This window comes from Rathayibacter sp. AY2B9, assembly GCF_002931595.1.
In the GTDB taxonomy this organism is placed as follows: Bacteria; Actinomycetota; Actinomycetes; order Actinomycetales; family Microbacteriaceae; genus Rathayibacter.
The window spans coordinates 37,547-56,633 of the sequence record NZ_PSUB01000016.1 but is presented as its reverse complement, the minus strand read 5'-3'; the positions used below and the strand labels follow the sequence as shown (position 1 = coordinate 56,633).

Sequence of the window (19,087 nt, the reverse complement as noted above, 5' to 3'; positions counted from 1 at the left end):
CGGGATGGCCTACGCCGATTCGGTCCTCGACCTCATCGGCGACACCCCGCTGGTGAAGCTGGGCCCGGTCGCGGCGGGCGTGCAGGCGACCGTGCTGGTCAAGGTCGAGTACCTGAACCCCGGCGGCTCGTCGAAGGACCGCATCGCGACCCGCATCATCGACGCCGCCGAGCGCGACGGGCTGCTGAAGCCCGGCGGCACCATCGTGGAGCCGACCAGCGGCAACACCGGCATCGGCCTCGCCCTCGTCGCGCAGCAGCGCGGCTACCGCTGCGTGTTCGTGCTGCCGGACAAGGTGGGGGAGGACAAGCGCAACGTCCTCACCGCCTACGGGGCCGAGATCGTCGTGACGCCGACGGCCGTCGCTCCGGAGGACCCCGCCTCCTACTACTCCGTCTCGGACCGCCTCGCCCGCGAGATCCCCGGCGCCTTCAAGCCCAACCAGTATGCGAACCTCAACGGACCGCTCAGCCACTACGAGACCACGGGCCCCGAGATCTGGCGCGACACCGCCGGTCGGCTCACCCACTTCGTCGCGGGAGTCGGCACGGGCGGCACCATCAGCGGCGTCGGCCGCTACCTCAAGGAGGTGTCGGAGGGCCGCGTGCAGATCGTCGGCGCCGACCCCGAGGGCTCCGTCTACTCGGGCGGCGGCGGTCGCCCGTACCTGACCGAGGGCGTCGGCGAGGACTTCTGGCCGAGCGCGTACGACCCGAGCGTGGTCGACCGGATCATCGCCTCCAGCGACGCCGAGTCGTTCGCGATGACCCGCCGCCTCGCCCGCGAGGAGGGGCTGCTCGTCGGCGGATCGAGCGGGCTCGCCGTCTCCGTCGCGCTCAAGGCCGCCGCCGGTCTCGGGCCGGACGACGTGGTCGTCGTGCTCCTGCCGGACGGCGGGCGCGGCTACCTCGGCAAGATCTTCAACGACCGCTGGATGCGCTCCTACGGCTTCCTCGGGATGCGCGACGAGGGCACCGTCCGCGACGTGCTCCGCGCGCGGGCGGCGAGCGGGCAGGCCGACCTCCCGGCGCTCGTGCACGCGCACCCGACCGACACGATCCGCGACGCGATCGGCATCATGACCGAGTACGGCGTCTCGCAGCTCCCGGTGCTGACCGCCGAGCCGCCCGTCGTGATGGGCGAGGTCGTCGGAGCCGTCGACGAGCGAGAGCTGCTCGACCGCGTCTTCGCCGGATCCGCCTCGATGAACGACCCGCTCGGCGACTGCGTGGGCGACGCGCTCGCGCTGATCGGGCTCGGCGAGAGCATCACCGCCGCCCGCGCCGCGCTCACCGAGCACAGCGCCCTCCTCGTCACCGACGAGGGCAAGCCCGTCGCGGTGATCACCCGACAGGACCTCCTCACCTACGCCACGGCCTGACGGCCGCCGCCTCCGCACCTCCGACCCAGGGAGCCCGCACCATGCCCAAGAAGCAGCACTTCGACACCCGCGCCATCCACGCCGGCCAGGAGTTCGATCCGACCACCGGGGCGGTCGTGCCGCCCGTCTACATGACCTCCACGTTCGTCCAGGACGGCATCGGCGGTCTCCGGGGCGGCTACGAGTACGCCCGCTCGGCGAACCCCACGCGCGACTCGCTCCAGGAGCTCATCGCCTCGCTCGAGGGCGCGGACGTCGCCTACTCCTTCTCCTCGGGCCTCGCCGCCGAGGACACCCTGCTGCGCGCCGCCCTCGCGCCCGGCGACCACGTCGTCCTGGGCAACGACGCGTACGGCGGCAGCCACCGCCTGATCGACCGGGTGCACAGCGCCTGGGGCGTGCGCAACACGGCCGTCGACATGTCGAACCTCCGCGAGGTGCAGCGGGCGATCGTCCCCGGTGAGACGAAGATGCTCTGGGTCGAGACCCCGTCGAACCCGCTGATGACCATCAGCGACATCGCCGAGCTCGCCGACCTGGCCCACGCGCACGACCTGATCGTCGTCGTCGACAACACCTTCGCCTCCTCCGCCCTGCAGCAGCCGCTGGCCCTCGGTGCCGACGTGGTCGTGCACTCGACCACGAAGTACCTCGGCGGCCACTCGGACGTCGTCGGCGGCGCGCTCGCCCTGCGCTCGGGGCCGCTGGCCGAAAAGATCGCGTTCCTGCAGTTCGCGGTCGGAGCGATCTCGGGCCCGATGGACGCGTGGCTCACGGTGCGCGGCATCAAGACCCTCGGGGTGCGGATGGAGCGCCACTCCGTCAACGCGCAGGCGGTCGCCGAGTTCCTCGTCGAGCACCCGGCGGTGACGGCCGTGCACTACCCGGGCCTGCCCTCGCACCCCGGCCACGAGCTGGCGAAGCGCCAGATGTCGCGGTTCGGCGGGATGCTCTCGCTCGAGCTCGCGACGCCGCGCGCCGCCCGGAAGTTCGCCGAGTCGACCGAGCTGTTCCAGCTCGCGGAGTCGCTGGGCGGCGTCGAGTCGCTGATCGGCTACCCGAGCGAGATGACGCACGCGTCGGTGAAGGGCACGCCGCTCGAGGTCTCGGAATCGCTGGTGCGCCTCTCGGTGGGCCTCGAGGACTCGTCCGACCTGATCGCGGACCTGTCGGCGGCGCTGCCGAAGAAGTAGAGGCGGGAACGCCGCCCCGCGGGGCGGCATCTCGATGGTGCGCCCGATCCGGCCCCTGCCAGGATCGGGCGCATGACCTCCTCGCGCCGCTTCGTCGACCTCAGCCACACCGTCGCGGACGGGCTGGTGACCTACCCGGGCCTGCCCGCTCCGCGCATCCGGCCGCACCTCACGCGTGAGGCGTCCCGCGCCTCCTACGCGCCCGGCACCGAGTTCGCGATGGACGTCATCGAGATGATCGGCAACACGGGCACCTACCTCGACAGCCCGTTCCACCGCTACGAGGGCGGAGCCGATCTCGCCGCTCTCCCGCTCGAGACGCTGGTCGACCTGCCGACCGTCGTGGTCGACGCGACCGGAGCCAGCGAACGGGGCATCGGCTCGGACGCGGTCGCGGGACTCGACGTCCGCGGCGCCGCCGTCCTCCTCCGCACCGGCTGGGACGCGCACTTCGCCACGCCCGGGTACGGCAGGGGCGCCCCCTTCCTCAGCGGCGAGGCGGCGGAGGCGCTCGTCGCCGCCGGCGCGGTGCTGGTCGGCATCGACTCGGTGAACATCGACGACACGGAGTCGGGCGGATCGCGGCCCGCGCACTCGGCCCTCCTCGCCGCGGGAGTGCACGTCGTCGAGCACCTCACCGGCCTCGGCGGGCTGCCGGCGACAGGGGCGCGCTTCACCGCCGTGCCGCCGAAGGTGCGGGGCTTCGGGACCTTCCCGGTGCGGGCCTTCGCGGTCGTCGACGAGCCCTGACCGGCGCAGGGCCCCCGGGCGCCTCCGGCTAACCTGGACCGATGCATCCCGCTCTCGCCGCCGTCGGCCGGCGCGTCCGGCCCCGCACGCGCCTCGCGGCGCTGGGCCGTCGTGTCCGCCCCCGCACGCGGCTGCGCTCCGCGGCCCGGGTCGTCCGCTCCGCCCCTCAGCGCCTCTCGGAGCGCCGCGCCGCCGTGATCGCCGCCCGGCCGATCGACCACCCCTCGCCCGCGCTCCGGCGCGAGCTGCTGCTGCTCGACCTGGCCAACCGCTTCTCCCGCCGCTCCGCGGTCGATCCGGCGGGCGAGGTCGTGGTGACGATGACCACGCACGGCGAGCGGCTGCAGCGGGTCCACGTGGCGCTCGAGTCCATCGCCCGCGGCGACGCCCGGCCCGCGCGCCTGGTGCTCTGGCTCGACGACCCGGCCCTGCACGCCGACCTGCCCGCGCCGCTGCGACGCCTCCGCCGCCGCGGCGTCGAGATCCGCCTGGTCGACGGCTACCGCGTGCACACGAAGTACTACCCGCACCTGCTCTCGGGCCGGGCGGGGGAGCGCGACCTCGTCACCTCCGACGACGACATCGTGTACCCGCGCACCTGGCTGAGGGGCCTGCTCGACGCCCGCTCGCGCTACCCACGCGAGACCGTGCTCTGCTACCGCGCCCACCGGGTGGGGATCGTCGACGGCGCCGTGGCTCCGTACACGAGCTGGACGCCGGTCGCCGACACGCGCGCGTCGACCGATGTCTTCGGCACCTCCGTCTCCGGGCAGCTGCTGCCCGCCCCGCTCCTCGGCGAGATCGCCGCGCACGGGGAGGCGTTCCGCGAGATCGCCCCGGACGCCGACGACATCTGGCTGCACGTGCGCGCGGTCGACGCCGGTTACCGGATCGCGCAGATCGAGCCCCGGGCCCAGCTGTTCCCGTTCGTGCCGCGCACGCAGCAGTCCGGGCTCTACCTCGTCAACTACTGGGACGGCGGCAATGACCGCCAGGCCCGCGCGGCCTACACGCCCGAGGTGACGGCGCGGATCGCGGCGGACGCCTCCGCGAGAGGGGAGGTGCGCTGATGCGCCTGCTGTTCGTGAGCAACCTCTATCCGCCCCAGGTGCTCGGCGGATACGAGATGACCTGTGCGCGCGTCGCGGAGGCGATGGCGGCCCGCGGCCACACCGTGCGCGTGCTGACCACGCCGACCTACCTGCCGCCGGAGCCCTCGGGCGTCGAGGTGCACCGCACGTTGAGCCTGCGCACCTACTTCCCGCTGCCGCAGACGGGCGGCGAGATCGCTCAGCTGCTGCACCACGAGAGCGCCGTCTCGCGGTTCGAGAACACCCGCATCCTGCTCGAGGAGCTGCGCGACTTCGCGCCGACCCACGTGGTGGCCTTCAACCTGCTCGGGATCGGCGGCCTCGCGCTGATCGACCTGCTGCGGGCGGTGGAGGCCCCGTGGATGTGGAACCTCGGCGACCGCATCCCGAACGCCCTGGTCGACGGGCTGCCCGAGCGCGTGCTCCGCGTCTACGGCGCCCAGGCCCCCGACCACTTCGACCGCGGCGAGATCGTCGCGGTCAGCCGCTCGCTCGTCGACGCGATCGAGGCCGGCGGGCTGAGCCTGGGCGAGGTCGAGGTGATCGGGCGGGGAGTGTCCGTTCCCCCCGACACCGCGGAGCCGCGGCGCTACCGCGAGGGCGGGACCACCCGGTTCACGTTCGCCGCGTCGCTCGGCGAGCACAAGGGCGTCGGGCTGGTGCTGGAGGCGGCGGCGTCTCTCGCGGAGGAGACCCGCGACTTCCGCGTGGACCTCTACGGCGACGGAGACGTGGACGGCTGGCGCGCCCGGGCGGACGAGGCGGGCCTGGACGGCCTGGTCGAGTTCCACGGACCGACGCCCCACGCCGAGGTGCTCGCCGCGCACGGCCGCGCCGACGCGTTCCTCTTCCCGACCTGGGCCGGAGAGGCGTTCGGCGTCGCGCCGGTCGAGGCGGCCGCGGCGGGCGCCGTGCCGATCGTGACGGCGGCCAGCGGAGTCGCGGAGTTCCTCATCGACGGGGTCGACTGCATCAAGATCACCCGCTCCGCCCCGGCGCTCCTCGAGGCGATGCGGGACGTGGCGAGCGGGGAGGTGGACCTCGAGGCGCTCGGTCGGCGGGGCCGGGCCGCGGCGCGCGGACCGCTCTCGTTCGAGCGGTCCGTCGAGCTGATCGAGGCCTCGCTCGAGCGCCGCTCCCGGCCGGGCCTCGCCGACCGCCTCGCCGACACCACCCTCGAGGCCGACATCATGGACAAGGATCTGCGGGCGATGGACGTGCTCCACCGCCGCTTCTCCGGACGGGACCACGACGATGACCACTGACCACGACTTCCTCCAGGACCCCGGCTCCGCGCCCACCCGGCTCGGCCGCGGCGGCGTCGTGCTCCGCGACGCGGTGCACCGGCTGGTCGCCCCCTGGTTCGAGCAGGCGCGGCTGCGCACGGAGGAGCTGCGCGCCGAGACGGCGGCCCTGCGCGACGAGGTGGCCGGGCTGCGCGGCGAGCTGAGCGCGGTGCAGAGCGACGTCTCCGTGCTGCGCGACGAGTCGGCGGGCCTCCGGGCGGCGCTGGACGAGCTCAGCGCGTCGGTCGCGGCCGACCGCGCCTCGTCCGAGGCGGCGGGTGCGGCGGCCGCCGAGCAGGCCGCCGACACCGCGGCGGCTCTCGACGAGCGCGTCCGCGGGGCCGAGCTCGAACTGCGGGCGGTCACCCGGCGCCTCGCGGAGGCGCTCGACCGCTGAGGCGGCGAGGCCCGGTTTTCGCGGCGATCAGGCGGGGACCGCCGTCCGCGCGAGCAGCTCGGCGATGCGCCCGGTGCAGCCGCCGCAGCCCGTGCCGGCGCGGGTCGCCCGCCCGACGCAGGCGACCGTCCCGTGTCCCGCCGCAGCCGCATCGGTGATCACCGCCGCCGTCACGCCGTTGCACCAGCAGACCGTGGCATCGGGGGCGAACGGATCGCCGGTCGCCGCGGCACCCGCATCCGGGGCGTCCAAACGCAGGAGGCTCGACCGGTCCGCCGGCAGCTCCGAGCCCCGCTCGAAGAGGAGGCTGAGCTCGGCGCCGACCCTGGGCAGACCCACCGAGACGAACCCGCGCAGCACTCCTCCCGCGGTCACGAGCTTGGCGTAGCCCCCGCGGGCGGGGTCAGCCCACAGCGTCACTTCGAGGTGCTCCTCGCCCGGGCGGTGCGGGTCCCACGGCTCCGGGGCCACGTCGCCTCCTGCCACGAGGTCGACGCCCTCGGCCTTCAGCATCACGACCGCCGGTCGGGCGTCGGGGACGCGCTCCTCGCCGCAGCGGCCCTCCGCCTCCGCCCGGATCCGCGCTGCGAGCCGGTCCGCCTGCTCCCATCCCGGACCGATCAGTCCGCTCGGTCCGCCGGGCACGCGGCCGTCGGGGAGGGCCGAGCCGCGGGGGGCGACGTGCGCGCAGTCGCCGATCGCGAAGACGTCCGGGTCGCTCCAGCTGCGCAGCTGCTCATCGACGAGGATCCCGGTCGAGACGGCGAGCTCCGCGCCCGCGGCCAGCTCGACCCGCGCACCGACACCGCACGAGAGCACCAGCAGATCCCCCTCGATCTGCTTGCCGTCAGCGCAGACGAGCGCCTGGAAGTGCGCACGGCCGCGGTCGTCGTGCGCGAGCAGGACGCTCTCGGACCGGGCGTGCGCCACCATCTCGACGCCGGCCGCGCGGGCGGCCGCGGCCAGCATCCGCCCCCCGCCCGTGTCGAGATTGCGGGCCATCGGGATGTCGCCGTGGAAGACGACCACCACCTGCGCGCCCTGCTCGGCGGCGGCGAGGGCGAACTCGATCCCGAGCACTCCCGCCCCGAGCACGACGAGGCGAGCGCCGGAGCGCACGGCCTCGCGGACCACCCGGGCGTCGGCCAGGTCTCGCAGCGCCACCACCCTCTCCGGGAGGGGCCGGGAGCCCGCGTCGAGCGACTCCGGATCGGCGGCGCGCACCGTCCGCTCACGTCGGGCCCGCTCCATCCCGGCGAGGGTCGGCACGTTCGCCCGGGCGCCGGTCGCCAGGACGAGGCGGTCGTAGGGGAGCCGCTCGCCGTCGTGCAGCCGCACGACGTTCCGCGCGCGGTCGATCCCCACGACGGCCGCTCCCAGGCGCAGGACGACGCCCGCCGCCTCCGCCGCCGTCCGGTCGCCGAGGTCGAGGCGCTCGCGGGTCGCCCGGCCGACGGCGTACTCCGCGAGCAGGACACGGTTGTAGGGGTCGTCGCCCTCGGCGCCGACGACCGTCAGCGCGACCAGACCGGCCCGCACGGCCGGCAGCAGCTCCTCGACGAAGCGCGAGCCGACGGGTCCGTAGCCGATCAGGACGATCCGCTCGGGAGGTGTCTCAGGCATGTGCCGTCCCTTCCGCGCGGACCCAGACCCGCGTGCGCTTGAACTCGGGCATCGACGACACCGGGTCCACGACGGCCTCGGTGAGGAGGTTCGCGCACTGCTCACCCGCGTAGTGGAAGGGCAGGAACACCGTGTCGTGGCGGATGTCCGCGGTGACGCTCGCGCGGGCGCGGACCACGCCGCGCGCGTTCCCGATCGCCACAGGTGCTCCGTCGCTGACGCCGAGCCGGGAGGCGGTCGCCGGGTGGATCTCGAGTCGAGCCTCCGGGCGGGCCGCATCGAGCTCCGCGACCCGCCGGGTCTGGGTGCCCGACTGGTACTGCTGGAGGTAGCGGCCGGTCACCAGGGTCAGCTCCTCGCCGCGGTCCACGACGACGGGGACGGCGGGGATGACGGCGACCAGGCGCGCCCGGCCGTCGGGGTGCCCGAAGCGCTCAGCGAAGAGGCGCGGCGTCCCCGTGCCGCCCGCGGGGTAGGGCCAGTGGGCGGCGATCCCGGTGTCGAGCAGGGCGTGCGAGAGGCCGGAGTAGTCGGCCACGCCTCCCGCGGACGCGCGGGCCAGCTCGTCGAACACCTCCGCGGGGACGGTCGACCAGCTCGAGGGGGCGTCGAGACGGCGCGCCAGTTCGCTCATGATCCAGAGCTCGCTGCGCACTCCCGCCGGCGGGTCGATCGCCCGGCGGCGGCGGAGCACCCGGCCCTCGAGCGAGGTCATCGTGCCCTCCTCCTCCGCCCACTGCGGCACCGGGAGCACCACATCGGCCAGCGCGGCGGTCTCGGAGAGGAAGAAGTCGCAGACGACCAGCGTGTCCAGGGCCTCGAGCCCGGCGCGGACGGCGTCGGCGTCCGGAGCCGAGACGACCACGTTGGAGCCGTGCACCAGCAGGCAGTGCACGGAGCGTCCGAGCTCGGCGAGCAGGGCGGTGGCGGGCAGGCCCGGGCCGGGGATCGATTCGGGCGTCACGTCCCAGACGGCGGCGACGTGGCGCCGCGCCTCCGGATCGCGGATGGAGCGGTACCCCGGGAGCTGATCGGCCTTCTGGCCGTGCTCGCGTCCGCCCTGGCCGTTGCCCTGACCGGTGAGCGTGCCGTACCCCGACCCCTCGCGGCCCACCAGGCCGAGCACGAGAGCGAGGTTGATCGCGGCGGTCGCGGTGTCGGTGCCGTCGACGTGCTGTTCGACCCCGCGGCCGGTCAGCACGAACGACCGCCCCTCGGCGAGCCGGCGCGCCAGGGAGCGGAGGAGCGAGGTCGGCACGCCCGTGACCGCGGACGTGCGCTCCGGCCACCACGACGAGGCGCTGCGGCGCAGGGCCTCGACGCCGGTCGTGCGCGCGGCGAGGTAGGCGGTGTCGGCGAGGCCCTCAGCGAAGACCAGGTGGATCAGCCCGAGCAGGAGCGGCAGATCCGTCCCGGGGGCGGGCTGCAGATGCGTGCCGGCGCCGTCCTCCGTCAGCCGCGCGGTGGCCGAGCGGCGCGGGTCGACGACCACCAGGCCGCCCCGCGAGCGGGCACCGGCGAAGTGGGCGAGCAGCGGCGGCATCGTCGCGGCGACGTTCGAGCCCAGGAGCAGGATCGTGTCGGCGTCGTCGAGATCGGACACCGGGAACGGCAGTCCGCGATCGACGCCGAAGGCGCGGTTGCCGGCCGCCGCGGCCGAGGACATGCAGAAGCGGCCGTTGTAGTCGATCCGGGAGGTGCCGAGAGCGATCCGAGCGAACTTCCCGAGCTGGTAGGCCTTCTCGTTGGTGAGGCCCCCGCCGCCGAAGACGGCTACCGCGTCGGCGCCGTGCCGCTCCCGGACGCCGCGCACCGCCCCGGCGACCGCGTCGAGCGCCTCCTCCCACGACGCCTCCGCGAGGACGCCGTCGGCGCCCCGCAGCAGCGGGGAGACCAGGCGCTGTCCGCTCGCCAGCAGCTCGGCGGAGGTCCAGCCCTTGGCGCAGAGCCCGCCCCGGTTCGTCGGGAACTCCCTCCCCTCGACCGCCACGGGTACGGGGCCCGCCGCGGGTGTCAGCGTCATCGCGCACTGCAGGGCGCAGTACGGGCAGTGGGAGTCGGTCGGGGCGGGGGCGCTCATCGTCAGATCCGGGTCCCCGTCTTCGCGGCGAGGCGGAGGTAGACGCCGGCCGTGATCGCGAGCATCACCGCGTAGGCGCCGACGAACCAGCCCAGCGCCGTCGTGTAGTCGCCGAACTCGGTCTTGGAGAAGCCGAGCAGCTGGGGGATCACGAAGCCGCCGTAGGCGCCGATCGCCGAGATCAGGCCGAGCGCCGCGGCGGACGTGCGCTGGGCGCCGATGCCGTCGTCACCGCGCTGGCGGGCGCGGAGGGCGAACACCGTGGGGATCATGCGGTAGGTCGCGCCGTTGCCGATGCCGGCCGCCGAGAAGAGCACGAGGAAGCAGGCGAGGAAGAGCCAGAAGCTGCCGAGCGGCAGTGTCGCGATCACGCCGAGGATCCCGGCGCCCATGGCGACGAAGGCGAGGACCGTGACAGGCGCTCCGCCGAAGCGGTCGGCCAGACGGCCGCCGGAGGGGCGGGACAGCGAGCCCACCAGGGAGCCGAGGAACGCGAGGCCGACCGTCGCCGAGCCGACGGCGAAGCCGGAGAACTCGGGGAAGGTGTCGGCGATGAGCTTCGGGAACACGCCGGCGAATCCGATGAAGGACCCGAAGGTCCCGATGTAGAGCACGGCCAGCAGCCAGAGGTGCGGCTCGCGGAGCGCGGCGAGGGAGGCGGCGACGTCGGACTTCGCGGTCGAGAGGTTGTCCATGCGCTTGGCGGCGCCGATCATCGCCACGACGATCAGGGGGACCCAGAGGAAGCCGGCGATCGGCAGGTTCAGCGTGGCCGCGGCGCCGACGGTGATCGCGATCGGCACGACGAGCTGCGCGACGGAGGCGCCCAGGTTGCCGCCCGCGGCGTTGAGCCCCAGAGCCCAGCCCTTCTGCGCGTGCGGGTAGAAGAAGGTGATGTTCGCCATCGAGCTGGCGAAGTTGCCGCCGCCGAAGCCGGCGAGCGCGGCCACCAGGAGCATGACGCCGAACGGGGTCTCCGGATTCGAGACCGCGATGCCGAGTCCGACGCTCGGGATCAGCAGGAGGCCCGCCGACACGATCGTCCAGTTGCGGCCGCCGAAGCGGGGGACCATGAACGTGTACGGGATCCGCAGGGTGGCGCCGACGAGGCTCGGCATCGAGATGAGCCAGAAGATCTGCCCGGTGTCGAAGGCGAACCCGGCCGCCGGCAGCGAGACGACGACGACCGACCAGAGCTGCCAGACGACGAAGCCGAGGAACTCGGCGAAGATCGACCACCTCAGATTGCGAGCGGCGACGGAGCGTCCCTCCGCCTCCCACTGGGCGGGGTCCTCGGGGTTCCAGCCGTCGATCCAGCGGCCCGGCCGTCGGATGATGCCGGTGGATGTGGCGGCGGTCGTGGGGACGGTGGTCGGGGGTGCAGCAGTCATCGTGGTCCTCCGGAGGGTGGGCGGCGCGCGCGAGGGCGCGCTCGGGACGGGGAGGTGGAGCGGTGGTGGTGCGGGGAGGAGGCGTCAGGCGTTGCGCCCGAACAGCTCCGAGACGATGTCGACCAGCTCGCGGGCGGGCGGATCGACGGCGGTGAGGAGGGGAGCGGAGGCGAGGTCGGCCCCCGCGGAGGCGGCCAGGCCGGCGAAGTAGCCGGGCGCGAGCAGGTAGGTGGCGACCACGACGCGCGCGCCGGGGTGGGCGGCGCGCTCGGCGGCGACCGCCTCCGCGACCCGCGGCTCGGCGGCCGAGATGAACGAGGTGCTCACCTCGCGGCCGAGCTCGGCGGCGAGGAGGCGGCCGGTGGTCCAGCAGTCCGCGACGGCACCGGCGTCGCTCGAGCCGGCAGCGGCGAGCACGACGCGGTCGCCGTCGTCGAGCCCTGCCTCGTGGAGCCGGCGGGCGAGCACGCGCGCCAGGCGGGGATCGGGTCCGAGCGCGCCCGAGACCCGCACCGGCCGCTCCGCCTCCGCCGCGGCCTCGGCCAGGTCGACGTGCACGTGGTAGCCGGCCGAGAGCAGCAGCGGCACGACCACCGCCGGCCGGCCCGGCTCGAGAGAGCCCAGGGTCGCGGGGACGTCGGGCTGCTGCACGTCGACGAAGGAGTCGAGCACGTCCAGCGCCGGGTTGGCCCGGCGGACCGCCTCGACCAGCGCGGCGACGGCACGTCTCCCGTCGTCGTCGGAGGTCCCGTGGGACGCGGCGACCAGAGCGGTCCGCTGGGCGACCTCGATCGTGCCGTCGCTCTCGCGCACCTGCCAGGTGGCGAGGTGCAGCTCCGCTCGTGTGAAGCAGGCGCCGGTCTCGAGGTCGAAGACGTCCTTGTGCAGGGGCGAGGCGATCGTGGGCCGCTGCACCCCGTCGACCAGACGCGAGCCGACGATGCCGCGCGAGAGCACGGCCGCGCCGGTCGCGGGGTCGAGGTTCGAGACGGCCCGCACCCGCCCGTCGGGCAGGAGGAACAGGGCGAGCTGCACACCGCCGACCAGGGCGGCCTCGCCCCAGAGCGGCTCGAGGTCGCCGACGGCGCAGACCGGCACCCAGGTGGTGGCGGTCGCGGGGGCGAGCCGATCGAGGAGGGTCATCGCTGCGCCTTCTTCCTGCGGGTGGGCCACCGCATCCGGTCGGACGCGATGAGGCAACGGTAGGGATCGCGCGTTTCGTGCGAGCACGCCTCCGGTGTCACGGGCGTAACGAAGCCCTCACGGCCTGCGGCGCTCGCCGAGAGGCGCGCGTCACACGCTGTTACACCGGGGCAACGGCGGGGAAACGGGCCGTCCCTACGGTGGACGTCATGACTCCTGGAGCGAACCCCGCCGCCCGGCCCCGACGCGTGCTCGTCGTCGGAGCGGGACCCGCCGCGCACCGCCTGGTCGACGCGCTCGTCGCCCGGGCCGGCGACCAGGCGCTGGAGATCACCGTCCTCGGCGAGGAGGTGCACCGTCCCTACGACCGCGTCGCACTCTCGAAGCGCCTCGACGGCGAGCACGACCTGACTCTGGGCGACGGCGCTCTGTGGGAGTCGGCGCGGCTGATCACCTCCTCCCGTGTCGTCGCGATCGATCCCGACCGCCTGCGCGTCGAGCTCGCGGACGGCCGCTCCCTCGAGGGCGACGAGATCGTCCTGGCGACGGGCTCCTCCGCCACGGTCCCGCCGATCGAGGGCGCCGAGCACGGCCGCGTCTACCGCACGCTCGAGGACGTGGACGGGCTCGTCGCCGAGCTCGCCGCGTTCCGCGCCCGGCGCGGACGCCCCGCGATCGTGGTCGTGGTCGGCGGCGGTCTGCTCGGCCTCGAGGCGGCGGGAGGCGCGCACCGGCTCGGTGCGCGCACCGCCCTCGTCCACTCCGGCCGCTGGCTGATGAGCGCGCAGCTCGACGAGGGCGCCGGGCAGGCCCTCGGCCGCATCATCTCGGCGCAGGGGATCGCGCTGCACCTCGGCAACCGGCCCACCGCGATCCTCACCTCGCCGACGGGGACGGTGCTCGGCGTCGCGCTGACCGACGGCAGCAGCATCAGCGCCGATCTCGTGGTCTTCTCCATCGGGATCACGGCGCGCGACGAGCTCGCCCGAGCGGTCGGGATCGAGGTCGCACCGCGCGGAGGCGTGGTCGTCGACGAGGCCTGCCGCACCAGCAGGGCGGGAGTCTGGGCCATCGGCGAGGTCGCCGCGATCGCCGGCCGCACGGTCGGGCTCGTCGCACCCGCCAACGCGATGGCGGAGGTGGTCGCCGACCGGATCCTCGGCGGCGACGCGACCTTCCCGGGGGTCGACGACGCCACCAAGCTCAAGCTCTCGGGCGTGGAGGTCGCCAGCTTCGGCGACGCCCTCGGCACCACGGAGGGAGCGCTCGAGGTCGTCTACGCCGATCCGGCCCGCGGTCTCTACCAGAAGGTCGTCGTCTCGGACGATGCGCGCACGCTGCTCGGCGGGATGTTCGTCGGCGACGCGGGCCCCTACTCCTCCCTCCGCCCGCTGCTGGGGCGCGAGCTGCCGGCCGAGCCCGGCGCCTACCTCGCGGCGGCGGGGGCGGAGGCGCCCTCGGGCGACCTTCCGGACGACGCCCAGGTCTGCTCGTGCAACAACGTCTCGGTCGGCGAGGTCCGCCACGCGATCGGCGAGGGGTGCACCGAGCTGGGGCCGCTCAAGGCCTGCACCCGCGCGGGCACCCAGTGCGGATCGTGCGTGCCCCTGGTGAAGAAGCTGCTCGACACGGAGCTGATCCGTGCGGGCGTCGAGGTCTCCCGCGCCCTCTGCGAGCATGTGGCGCTCAGCCGCAGCGAGCTGTTCGAGTCGGTCCGCATCCTCGGGCTGCACTCGGCCGAGCAGGTGATGGAGCGCTTCGGCTCCGGGCTGGGCTGCGACGTGTGCAAGCCGGTGATCGCCTCCGTCCTCGCCACCCAGACGAACGCCTACATCCTCGACGGCGGCCAGGCGCCGCTGCAGGACACCAACGACCGCGCCCTGGCCAACATGCAGAAGGACGGCACCTACTCCGTCGTCCCGCGGATCCCCGGGGGCGAGATCACGCCGGCGAAGCTCAAGGTGATCGCCGAGGTCGCCGAGCAGTACGGCCTCTACACGAAGATCACCGGCGGGCAGCGGATCGACATGTTCGGCGCCCGCCTCGAGCAGCTGCCCGAGATCTGGCGCCTCCTCGTCGACGCCGGCTTCGAGTCGGGTCAGGCGTACGGCAAGTCGCTGCGCACGGTCAAGTCGTGCGTCGGATCGACCTGGTGCCGCTTCGGAGTCCAGGACGCGGTCGGGATGGCGGTCTTCCTCGAGGAGCGGTACCGGGGTCTCCGCTCGCCGCACAAGTTCAAGCTCGGGGTCAGCGGCTGCGCCCGCGAGTGCGCCGAGGCGCGGGGGAAGGACATCGGCGTCATCGCGAGCGACCTCGGCTGGAACCTCTACGTCGGCGGCAACGGCGGCTACCAGCCGGCGCACGCCCAGCTGCTCGCGCAGGACCTCGACGACGAGACCCTGGTGCGCTACATCGACCGCTACGTCATGTACTACGTGCGGACGGCCGAGCGGCTCCAGCGGACCGCACGCTGGCAGGAGGAGCTCCCCGGCGGACTCGAGCACGTGCGCGAGGTGGTCTGCGAGGACTCGCTCGGCATCGCCGCCGAGCTGGAGGCCGCCATGGCCACGCACGTCGACACCTACGTCGACGAGTGGGCGGCGACCCTCGCCGATCCCGACCGGCTCCGCCGCTTCCGCTCCTTCGTGAACGCCCCGGACACCGCGGATCCGCGCGTCGCGACCGTGCGCGAGCGCGGGCAGGTCCGGCCCGCCGGCCGGGACGAGAGACCGGACGGACCCGTGCTGGTCGCGGGGCCGAGGATCCCCGTCGGTCCGGCCGGGATCGGATCGGACTCGTGATGCAGCTCTCCCTCGACCTCGCCGGACGCCGTGTGCTCGTGATCGGCACCGCCTCCGGGACCCGCCGCGTGCTCGCCCGCTACCGAGCCGCCGGCGCACTCGTCGAGCGGCACGAGGCGGAGGACGCGCTCACCCCGGCGCCCCCGGCCCTGATCGTGTGGGTGGAGGGGCCGGCGCCGCTCCGAGCAGCGGCGGCCGAGCTCTGCCCCTGGATCGTCGACGAGGCCCCCGCGCCGACCCGGCCGGTCGGGCACGTCAGCATCGTCGGCGGCGGCCCCGGCGATCCGGATCTGATGACCCTCGCCGCCCGCCGCGCCCTCCGCGACGCGGACGTGGTGCTCTACGACCGGCTCGGTCCGCACGAGGGCCTGGCCGAGTGGGCGCCCGGCGCCGAGCTGATCGACGTCGGCAAGACGCCGGGTCATCATGCGGTGCCGCAGCACGAGATCGAGCGGCTGATGATCGAGCGGGCCCTCGCGGGTCTGGACGTCGTGCGCCTGAAGGGCGGCGATCCGTTCGTGTTCGGCCGCGGGTCGGAGGAGGTGCGCGCGTGCCGGCTCGCCGGCGTCGGCTCCACGGTCGTCCCCGGAGTGACCAGCGCGATCTCGGTGCCCGCCGCCGCCGGGATCCCGGTCACCCACCGCGAGGTCAGCAGGGCCTTCACCGTGGTCTCGGGCCATGCGCCGTTCAGCGAGCAGGAGCTCGGCCATCTGGCCGGGCTGGGCGGGACGATCGTGGTGCTGATGGGCGTGAACACCCTCCCGCACCTCGTCGCCGGGCTGCAGCGCGCCGGGATGCGCGCCGACACGCCCCTCGCGATCGTCGAGCGGGGCTGGTCGCGCGACCAGCGCACGACGGTCTCGTCGGTCGGCGGAGTGCTCGGCCTGCTCGCCGAGCTGGCACCGCGCTCGCCCGCCGTGATCGTCATCGGCGAGGTGGTCCGGCAGGCCGCGTGCCATGATGCGGGGGACCCCGAGAGCATCGCCCGAGCGGTCGATGCACTGACCGCGTGAGACCCCGAGGGGGCCGAGCATGACCGGCACCGATCCCGACGCCGCCGTGGGGTTCCGACCCGACCAGCTGGACGGCTTCCGCATCGGGGTCACCTCCGACCGCCGCTCCGAGGACCTGATCGCCGCGTTCGAGCGCCGCGGTGCCGCCGTCACGCACGCCCCCACCATCCGCATGCGCGGCGTCGACACCGAGGGCGCGCTCGAGGAGGAGACCCGCGCCATCGTCGCCGCCCGTCCCGACGTGCTCCTCGCCACCACCTCCTACGGCCTGCGGCGCTGGCTCGAGGCCGCGGACGCCGCGGGGATCGAGCTGGCCGACGCGCTGTCCTCCGCGCGGATCCTCGTCCGCGGACCCAAGGCGCGCGGAGCGATCCGTGCGGCGGGTCTCGACGACCACGGGATGAGCGAGCGCGAGACGACCACCTCCCTCGTCGACCTGGCCCTGCGCGAGGGCGTCGCCGGCCGCACGATCGCGGTGCAGCTGCACGGATTCACCGACCCGGCTCAGCTGCAGCGTCTCCGCGACGCCGGCGCCCGGGTGCTCACGGCCGCGCCCTACCGCTGGAGCGTGCACGAGGACTCCGCCCGGGTGCTGCGGCTGATCGACGCGGTCTGCGGAGGGGGCATCGACGCCGTCACCTTCACCAGCGCGCCGGCGGTGGAGGCGCTCTTCACGGTCGCGGAGGCCGCGGGCCGCCTCGACGACCTCCAGGCGGCCTTCCGCGAGACGGTGGTCGCCGCCGCCGTGGGCCCCGTGACCGCAGCACCCCTGGTCGAGGCAGGGATCCTCCCGGTCGTGCCGGACCGGTTCCGGATGGGCGCGCTCATCCGCCTGACCTGCGAGCACCTCGAGCAGGCGTCGCCCCGCATCGAGACGGCCTTCGGCGTTCTCGAGCTCCGAGGCCGGCACGCCGTCCTGGCCGGGACCCGGGTGGCGCTGACCCCGGTCGCGCTCGCGCTGTTCCGGACTCTCGTCGCCGCCGAGGGCGCGACCGTCGCGCGTCACGTCCTCGCGGCCTCCGCGCCGGAGGCTCTCGACGACCACGCGGTCGACGTCGCCGTCAGCCGCCTCCGTCAGGCCCTCCCCGAACCGCGGCTCGTGGCGACGGTGATCAAGCGCGGCTACCGGCTCGCGACCCCGCTCTGAGCGCCGGGCGCGGTGCCACACTGATTGCGTGGGCAGGCTGAGGGTCGTCGTCGCGCCCGACTCCTTCAAGGGGTCGGCGAGCGCGGTCGAGGTCGCGCGGGCGATCGCCGAGGGCTGGAGCGCTGCGCGCCCGGGGGACGAGATCGTCCTCGCGCCGATGGCCGACGGAGGAGAGGGCACGGTCGAGGCCTTAGCACTCGCGGTCCCGGGGTCGCTTCGGCGGCCGGTCGTCGTCCCCGGCCCGGACGACCGGCCGGTCCGCGCCTGGTGGCTGCTGCTCCCCGACGGGACAGCCGTCGTCGAGCTCGCCTCCACGAGCGGCATCACGCTGCTCGACCCGCTCCGACCGCTCACCGCGCACACGCGCGGCTTCGGCCGCGCGATCGCCGCCGCCCTCGACGCGGGGGCGCACGCCCTGCTGCTGGCGATCGGCGGCAGCGCCTCGACCGACGGCGGAGTCGGAGCGCTCCGCGAGCTCGGCGCACGCTTCTCCACCGCCTCCGGCCGCGACCTCGGCGAGGGAGGCGGTGCGCTGCCCGCGCTCGCCGCCGCCGACCTCCGCGCGCTGCGTCCTCTGCCGCCCGGAGGCGCGGTCGTGCTCAGCGACGTCGCGACCCCGCTGCTCGGCGACTCCGGGGCGGCCCGCGTCTTCGGACCGCAGAAGGGGGCCGGCCCCGAGGACGTCCTCCTCCTCGAGAGCGGCCTCCGCCGTCTCGCCGCGCACCTGGACGCGGATCCCGATGCGCCGGGCTCCGGGGCGGCGGGCGGGACGGGCTTCGGGCTGCTCGCCTGGGGCGCGCGCCCGACCTCCGGCGCCGACGCCGTCGGACGGGCGATCGGGCTCCCGGCGCTCCTCGCGGGCGCGGACGTCGTCATCACGGGGGAGGGGCGCTTCGACGCGCAGTCCGCCGCCGGCAAGGTCCCGGTGCACGTCCTCGCGCTCGCCGAGGCGGCCGGGGCGCGGACGCTCCTCGTCGCCGGGGCGATCGCGACGCCGACTCCCGGCTTCACCGCGGCGGTGTCGCTGACGGAGGCGGCGGGCTCCTCGTCCGCGGCCCTCGCGGACCCGCTCCCGCACCTGCGCGCCGTCGCCCGGGAGTGGGCCGCGCAGCTCCTCTGACCGTTCGCGGTGTCGGTGGTCGGGCGCACCGTCCGGGCATGCACCGCGATGCGATCCGACCACCACATCTTGTGGTCGAGCCGCCGCGCGGACCCCACCGGTCGGGCATGCCGACACGCCGTGGCGCGTTGTACATAGTGAACGGGATCCTTCTGTCCACACCTGTGGATGGTTCGTCCGGATCCGCGTCCTTCCGCGGTTCCACGGGCTCCGGCCTGTGGATGAACGGGCGAGGAACCGGTGGATAACTACACGGCTGTAACTACTACGTCTAGTGGGCTGACACCGGCCCGCCCCCTATATGTAGTATTGCTGAGCAGGTCGGAGCGAGAGCCCCACCGGCACCCAGAACTCACCCGGACCACCCTCCGACCCCGCCCGCATCGCGAGCCGCCGGTCGGGGAGCGGCACCGGGACACCCCCTCCGAAAGGCGACACCCATGGCTGTGACGGTCTACACCAAGCCCTCCTGCGTCCAGTGCACCGCGACGTACCGCGCCCTCGACAGCAAGGGCATCGACTACGAGGTGTTCGACCTCTCCGTGGACGAGAAGGCCCTCGAGGCCGTCAAGGCCCTCGGCTACCTCCAGGCGCCGGTCGTCATCACGGACGACGACCACTGGTCCGGCTTCCGCCCCGACAAGATCGCGACCCTCTGAGGCGCACGGGCG

Annotated in this window: 15 protein-coding genes; 11 read left to right on the top strand and 4 right to left on the bottom strand. The window is 74.5% G+C overall.

From position 1 onward, the window contains the following. The first annotated feature begins 4 nt into the window (after positions 1-4). The 6 genes from C5C25_RS13775 (at position 5) to C5C25_RS13750 (ending at position 6,098) form a co-directional block, all read left to right on the top strand. Positions 5-1,381, top strand: coding sequence for a cystathionine beta-synthase (locus C5C25_RS13775; protein ID WP_104250939.1), 1,377 nt, complete (start codon positions 5-7; stop codon positions 1,379-1,381). 41 nt (positions 1,382-1,422) lie between these two features. Continuing rightward, a complete protein-coding gene (locus C5C25_RS13770) occupies positions 1,423-2,574 on the top strand; it encodes a cystathionine gamma-synthase (protein WP_104224345.1) in 1,152 nt (383 codons plus the stop codon). A gap of 72 nt (positions 2,575-2,646) precedes the next feature. After that, entirely contained in the window at positions 2,647-3,324 is a 678-nt protein-coding gene (locus C5C25_RS13765; RefSeq protein ID WP_104250938.1) for a cyclase family protein, read from the top strand. Positions 3,325-3,365: 41 nt separating this feature from the next. Continuing rightward, a complete protein-coding gene (locus C5C25_RS13760) occupies positions 3,366-4,394 on the top strand; it encodes a glycosyltransferase (protein ID WP_104224347.1) in 1,029 nt (342 codons plus the stop codon). Next, positions 4,394-5,680 (top strand): glycosyltransferase, encoded by a 1,287-nt coding sequence (locus C5C25_RS13755; protein WP_104250937.1) that lies wholly within the window; start codon positions 4,394-4,396, stop codon positions 5,678-5,680. Before C5C25_RS13760 ends, C5C25_RS13755 begins: the two co-directional genes overlap by 1 nt. After that, positions 5,670-6,098, top strand: a complete 429-nt coding sequence (locus C5C25_RS13750) for a hypothetical protein (RefSeq protein WP_104250936.1) — start codon at positions 5,670-5,672, stop codon at positions 6,096-6,098. Before C5C25_RS13755 ends, C5C25_RS13750 begins: the two co-directional genes overlap by 11 nt. 27 nt (positions 6,099-6,125) lie before the next feature. On the opposite strand, the gene C5C25_RS13745 is transcribed toward C5C25_RS13750, so the two are convergent. The 4 genes from C5C25_RS13745 to nirD all read right to left on the bottom strand — a co-directional run bounded on the left by C5C25_RS13745 (position 6,126) and on the right by nirD (position 12,335). Then, positions 6,126-7,721, bottom strand: coding sequence for an NAD(P)/FAD-dependent oxidoreductase (locus C5C25_RS13745; RefSeq protein ID WP_104224350.1), 1,596 nt, complete (start codon positions 7,719-7,721; stop codon positions 6,126-6,128). Further along, entirely contained in the window at positions 7,714-9,801 is a 2,088-nt protein-coding gene (locus C5C25_RS13740; RefSeq protein WP_104250935.1) for a molybdopterin oxidoreductase family protein, read from the bottom strand. Before C5C25_RS13740 ends, C5C25_RS13745 begins: the two co-directional genes overlap by 8 nt. 2 nt (positions 9,802-9,803) lie before the next feature. Next, on the bottom strand, positions 9,804-11,192 hold the full coding sequence (locus tag C5C25_RS13735; protein WP_104224352.1) for an MFS transporter: 1,389 nt from the start codon (positions 11,190-11,192) through the stop codon (positions 9,804-9,806). An 84-nt stretch (positions 11,193-11,276) separates the two neighbouring features. Then, positions 11,277-12,335 carry a nitrite reductase small subunit NirD gene (nirD, locus tag C5C25_RS16960; protein WP_104250934.1) on the bottom strand — a complete coding sequence of 353 codons (1,059 nt, stop codon included), beginning with the start codon at positions 12,333-12,335 and terminating at the stop codon, positions 11,277-11,279. A 209-nt stretch (positions 12,336-12,544) separates the two neighbouring features. On the opposite strand from nirD, the gene nirB reads away from it, so the two are divergent. The 5 genes from nirB (at position 12,545) to nrdH (ending at position 19,075) form a co-directional block, all read left to right on the top strand. After that, complete coding sequence (gene nirB, locus C5C25_RS13725; protein WP_104224354.1) at positions 12,545-15,136, top strand: nitrite reductase large subunit NirB; 2,592 nt, start codon at positions 12,545-12,547, stop codon at positions 15,134-15,136. Next, a complete protein-coding gene (gene cobA, locus C5C25_RS13720) occupies positions 15,136-16,149 on the top strand; it encodes a uroporphyrinogen-III C-methyltransferase (protein ID WP_104227191.1) in 1,014 nt (337 codons plus the stop codon). Before nirB ends, cobA begins: the two co-directional genes overlap by 1 nt. Before the next feature lie 19 nt (positions 16,150-16,168). Next, on the top strand, positions 16,169-17,296 hold the full coding sequence (locus C5C25_RS13715) for a uroporphyrinogen-III synthase (protein WP_104250933.1): 1,128 nt from the start codon (positions 16,169-16,171) through the stop codon (positions 17,294-17,296). Between the two features lie 37 nt (positions 17,297-17,333). After that, entirely contained in the window at positions 17,334-18,416 is a 1,083-nt protein-coding gene (locus C5C25_RS13710) for a glycerate kinase (protein WP_219814412.1), read from the top strand. A 440-nt stretch (positions 18,417-18,856) separates the two neighbouring features. After that, positions 18,857-19,075 carry a glutaredoxin-like protein NrdH gene (gene nrdH / locus C5C25_RS13705; RefSeq protein WP_068255139.1) on the top strand — a complete coding sequence of 73 codons (219 nt, stop codon included), beginning with the start codon at positions 18,857-18,859 and terminating at the stop codon, positions 19,073-19,075. Positions 19,076-19,087 lie beyond the last annotated feature (12 nt).

Bases quoted from the DNA above. Each gene is read 5' to 3' on its own strand.
- C5C25_RS13755 (WP_104250937.1), top strand. From the start codon at position 4,394: ATGCGCCTGCTGTTCGTGAGCAACCTCTATCCGCCCCAGGTGCTCGGC.
- nirB (WP_104224354.1), top strand. From the start codon at position 12,545: ATGACTCCTGGAGCGAACCCCGCCGCCCGGCCCCGACGCGTGCTCGTC.
- cobA (WP_104227191.1), top strand. From the start codon at position 15,136: ATGCAGCTCTCCCTCGACCTCGCCGGACGCCGTGTGCTCGTGATCGGC.
- C5C25_RS13760 (WP_104224347.1), top strand. From the start codon at position 3,366: ATGCATCCCGCTCTCGCCGCCGTCGGCCGGCGCGTCCGGCCCCGCACG.
- C5C25_RS13770 (WP_104224345.1), top strand. From the start codon at position 1,423: ATGCCCAAGAAGCAGCACTTCGACACCCGCGCCATCCACGCCGGCCAG.
- C5C25_RS13740 (WP_104250935.1), bottom strand. From the start codon at position 9,801: ATGAGCGCCCCCGCCCCGACCGACTCCCACTGCCCGTACTGCGCCCTG.
- nirD (WP_104250934.1), bottom strand. From the start codon at position 12,335: ATGACCCTCCTCGATCGGCTCGCCCCCGCGACCGCCACCACCTGGGTG.
- C5C25_RS13750 (WP_104250936.1), top strand. From the start codon at position 5,670: ATGACCACTGACCACGACTTCCTCCAGGACCCCGGCTCCGCGCCCACC.
- C5C25_RS13765 (WP_104250938.1), top strand. From the start codon at position 2,647: ATGACCTCCTCGCGCCGCTTCGTCGACCTCAGCCACACCGTCGCGGAC.
- nrdH (WP_068255139.1), top strand. From the start codon at position 18,857: ATGGCTGTGACGGTCTACACCAAGCCCTCCTGCGTCCAGTGCACCGCG.
- C5C25_RS13715 (WP_104250933.1), top strand. From the start codon at position 16,169: ATGACCGGCACCGATCCCGACGCCGCCGTGGGGTTCCGACCCGACCAG.
- C5C25_RS13745 (WP_104224350.1), bottom strand. From the start codon at position 7,721: ATGCCTGAGACACCTCCCGAGCGGATCGTCCTGATCGGCTACGGACCC.
- C5C25_RS13775 (WP_104250939.1), top strand. From the start codon at position 5: ATGGCCTACGCCGATTCGGTCCTCGACCTCATCGGCGACACCCCGCTG.
- C5C25_RS13735 (WP_104224352.1), bottom strand. From the start codon at position 11,192: ATGACTGCTGCACCCCCGACCACCGTCCCCACGACCGCCGCCACATCC.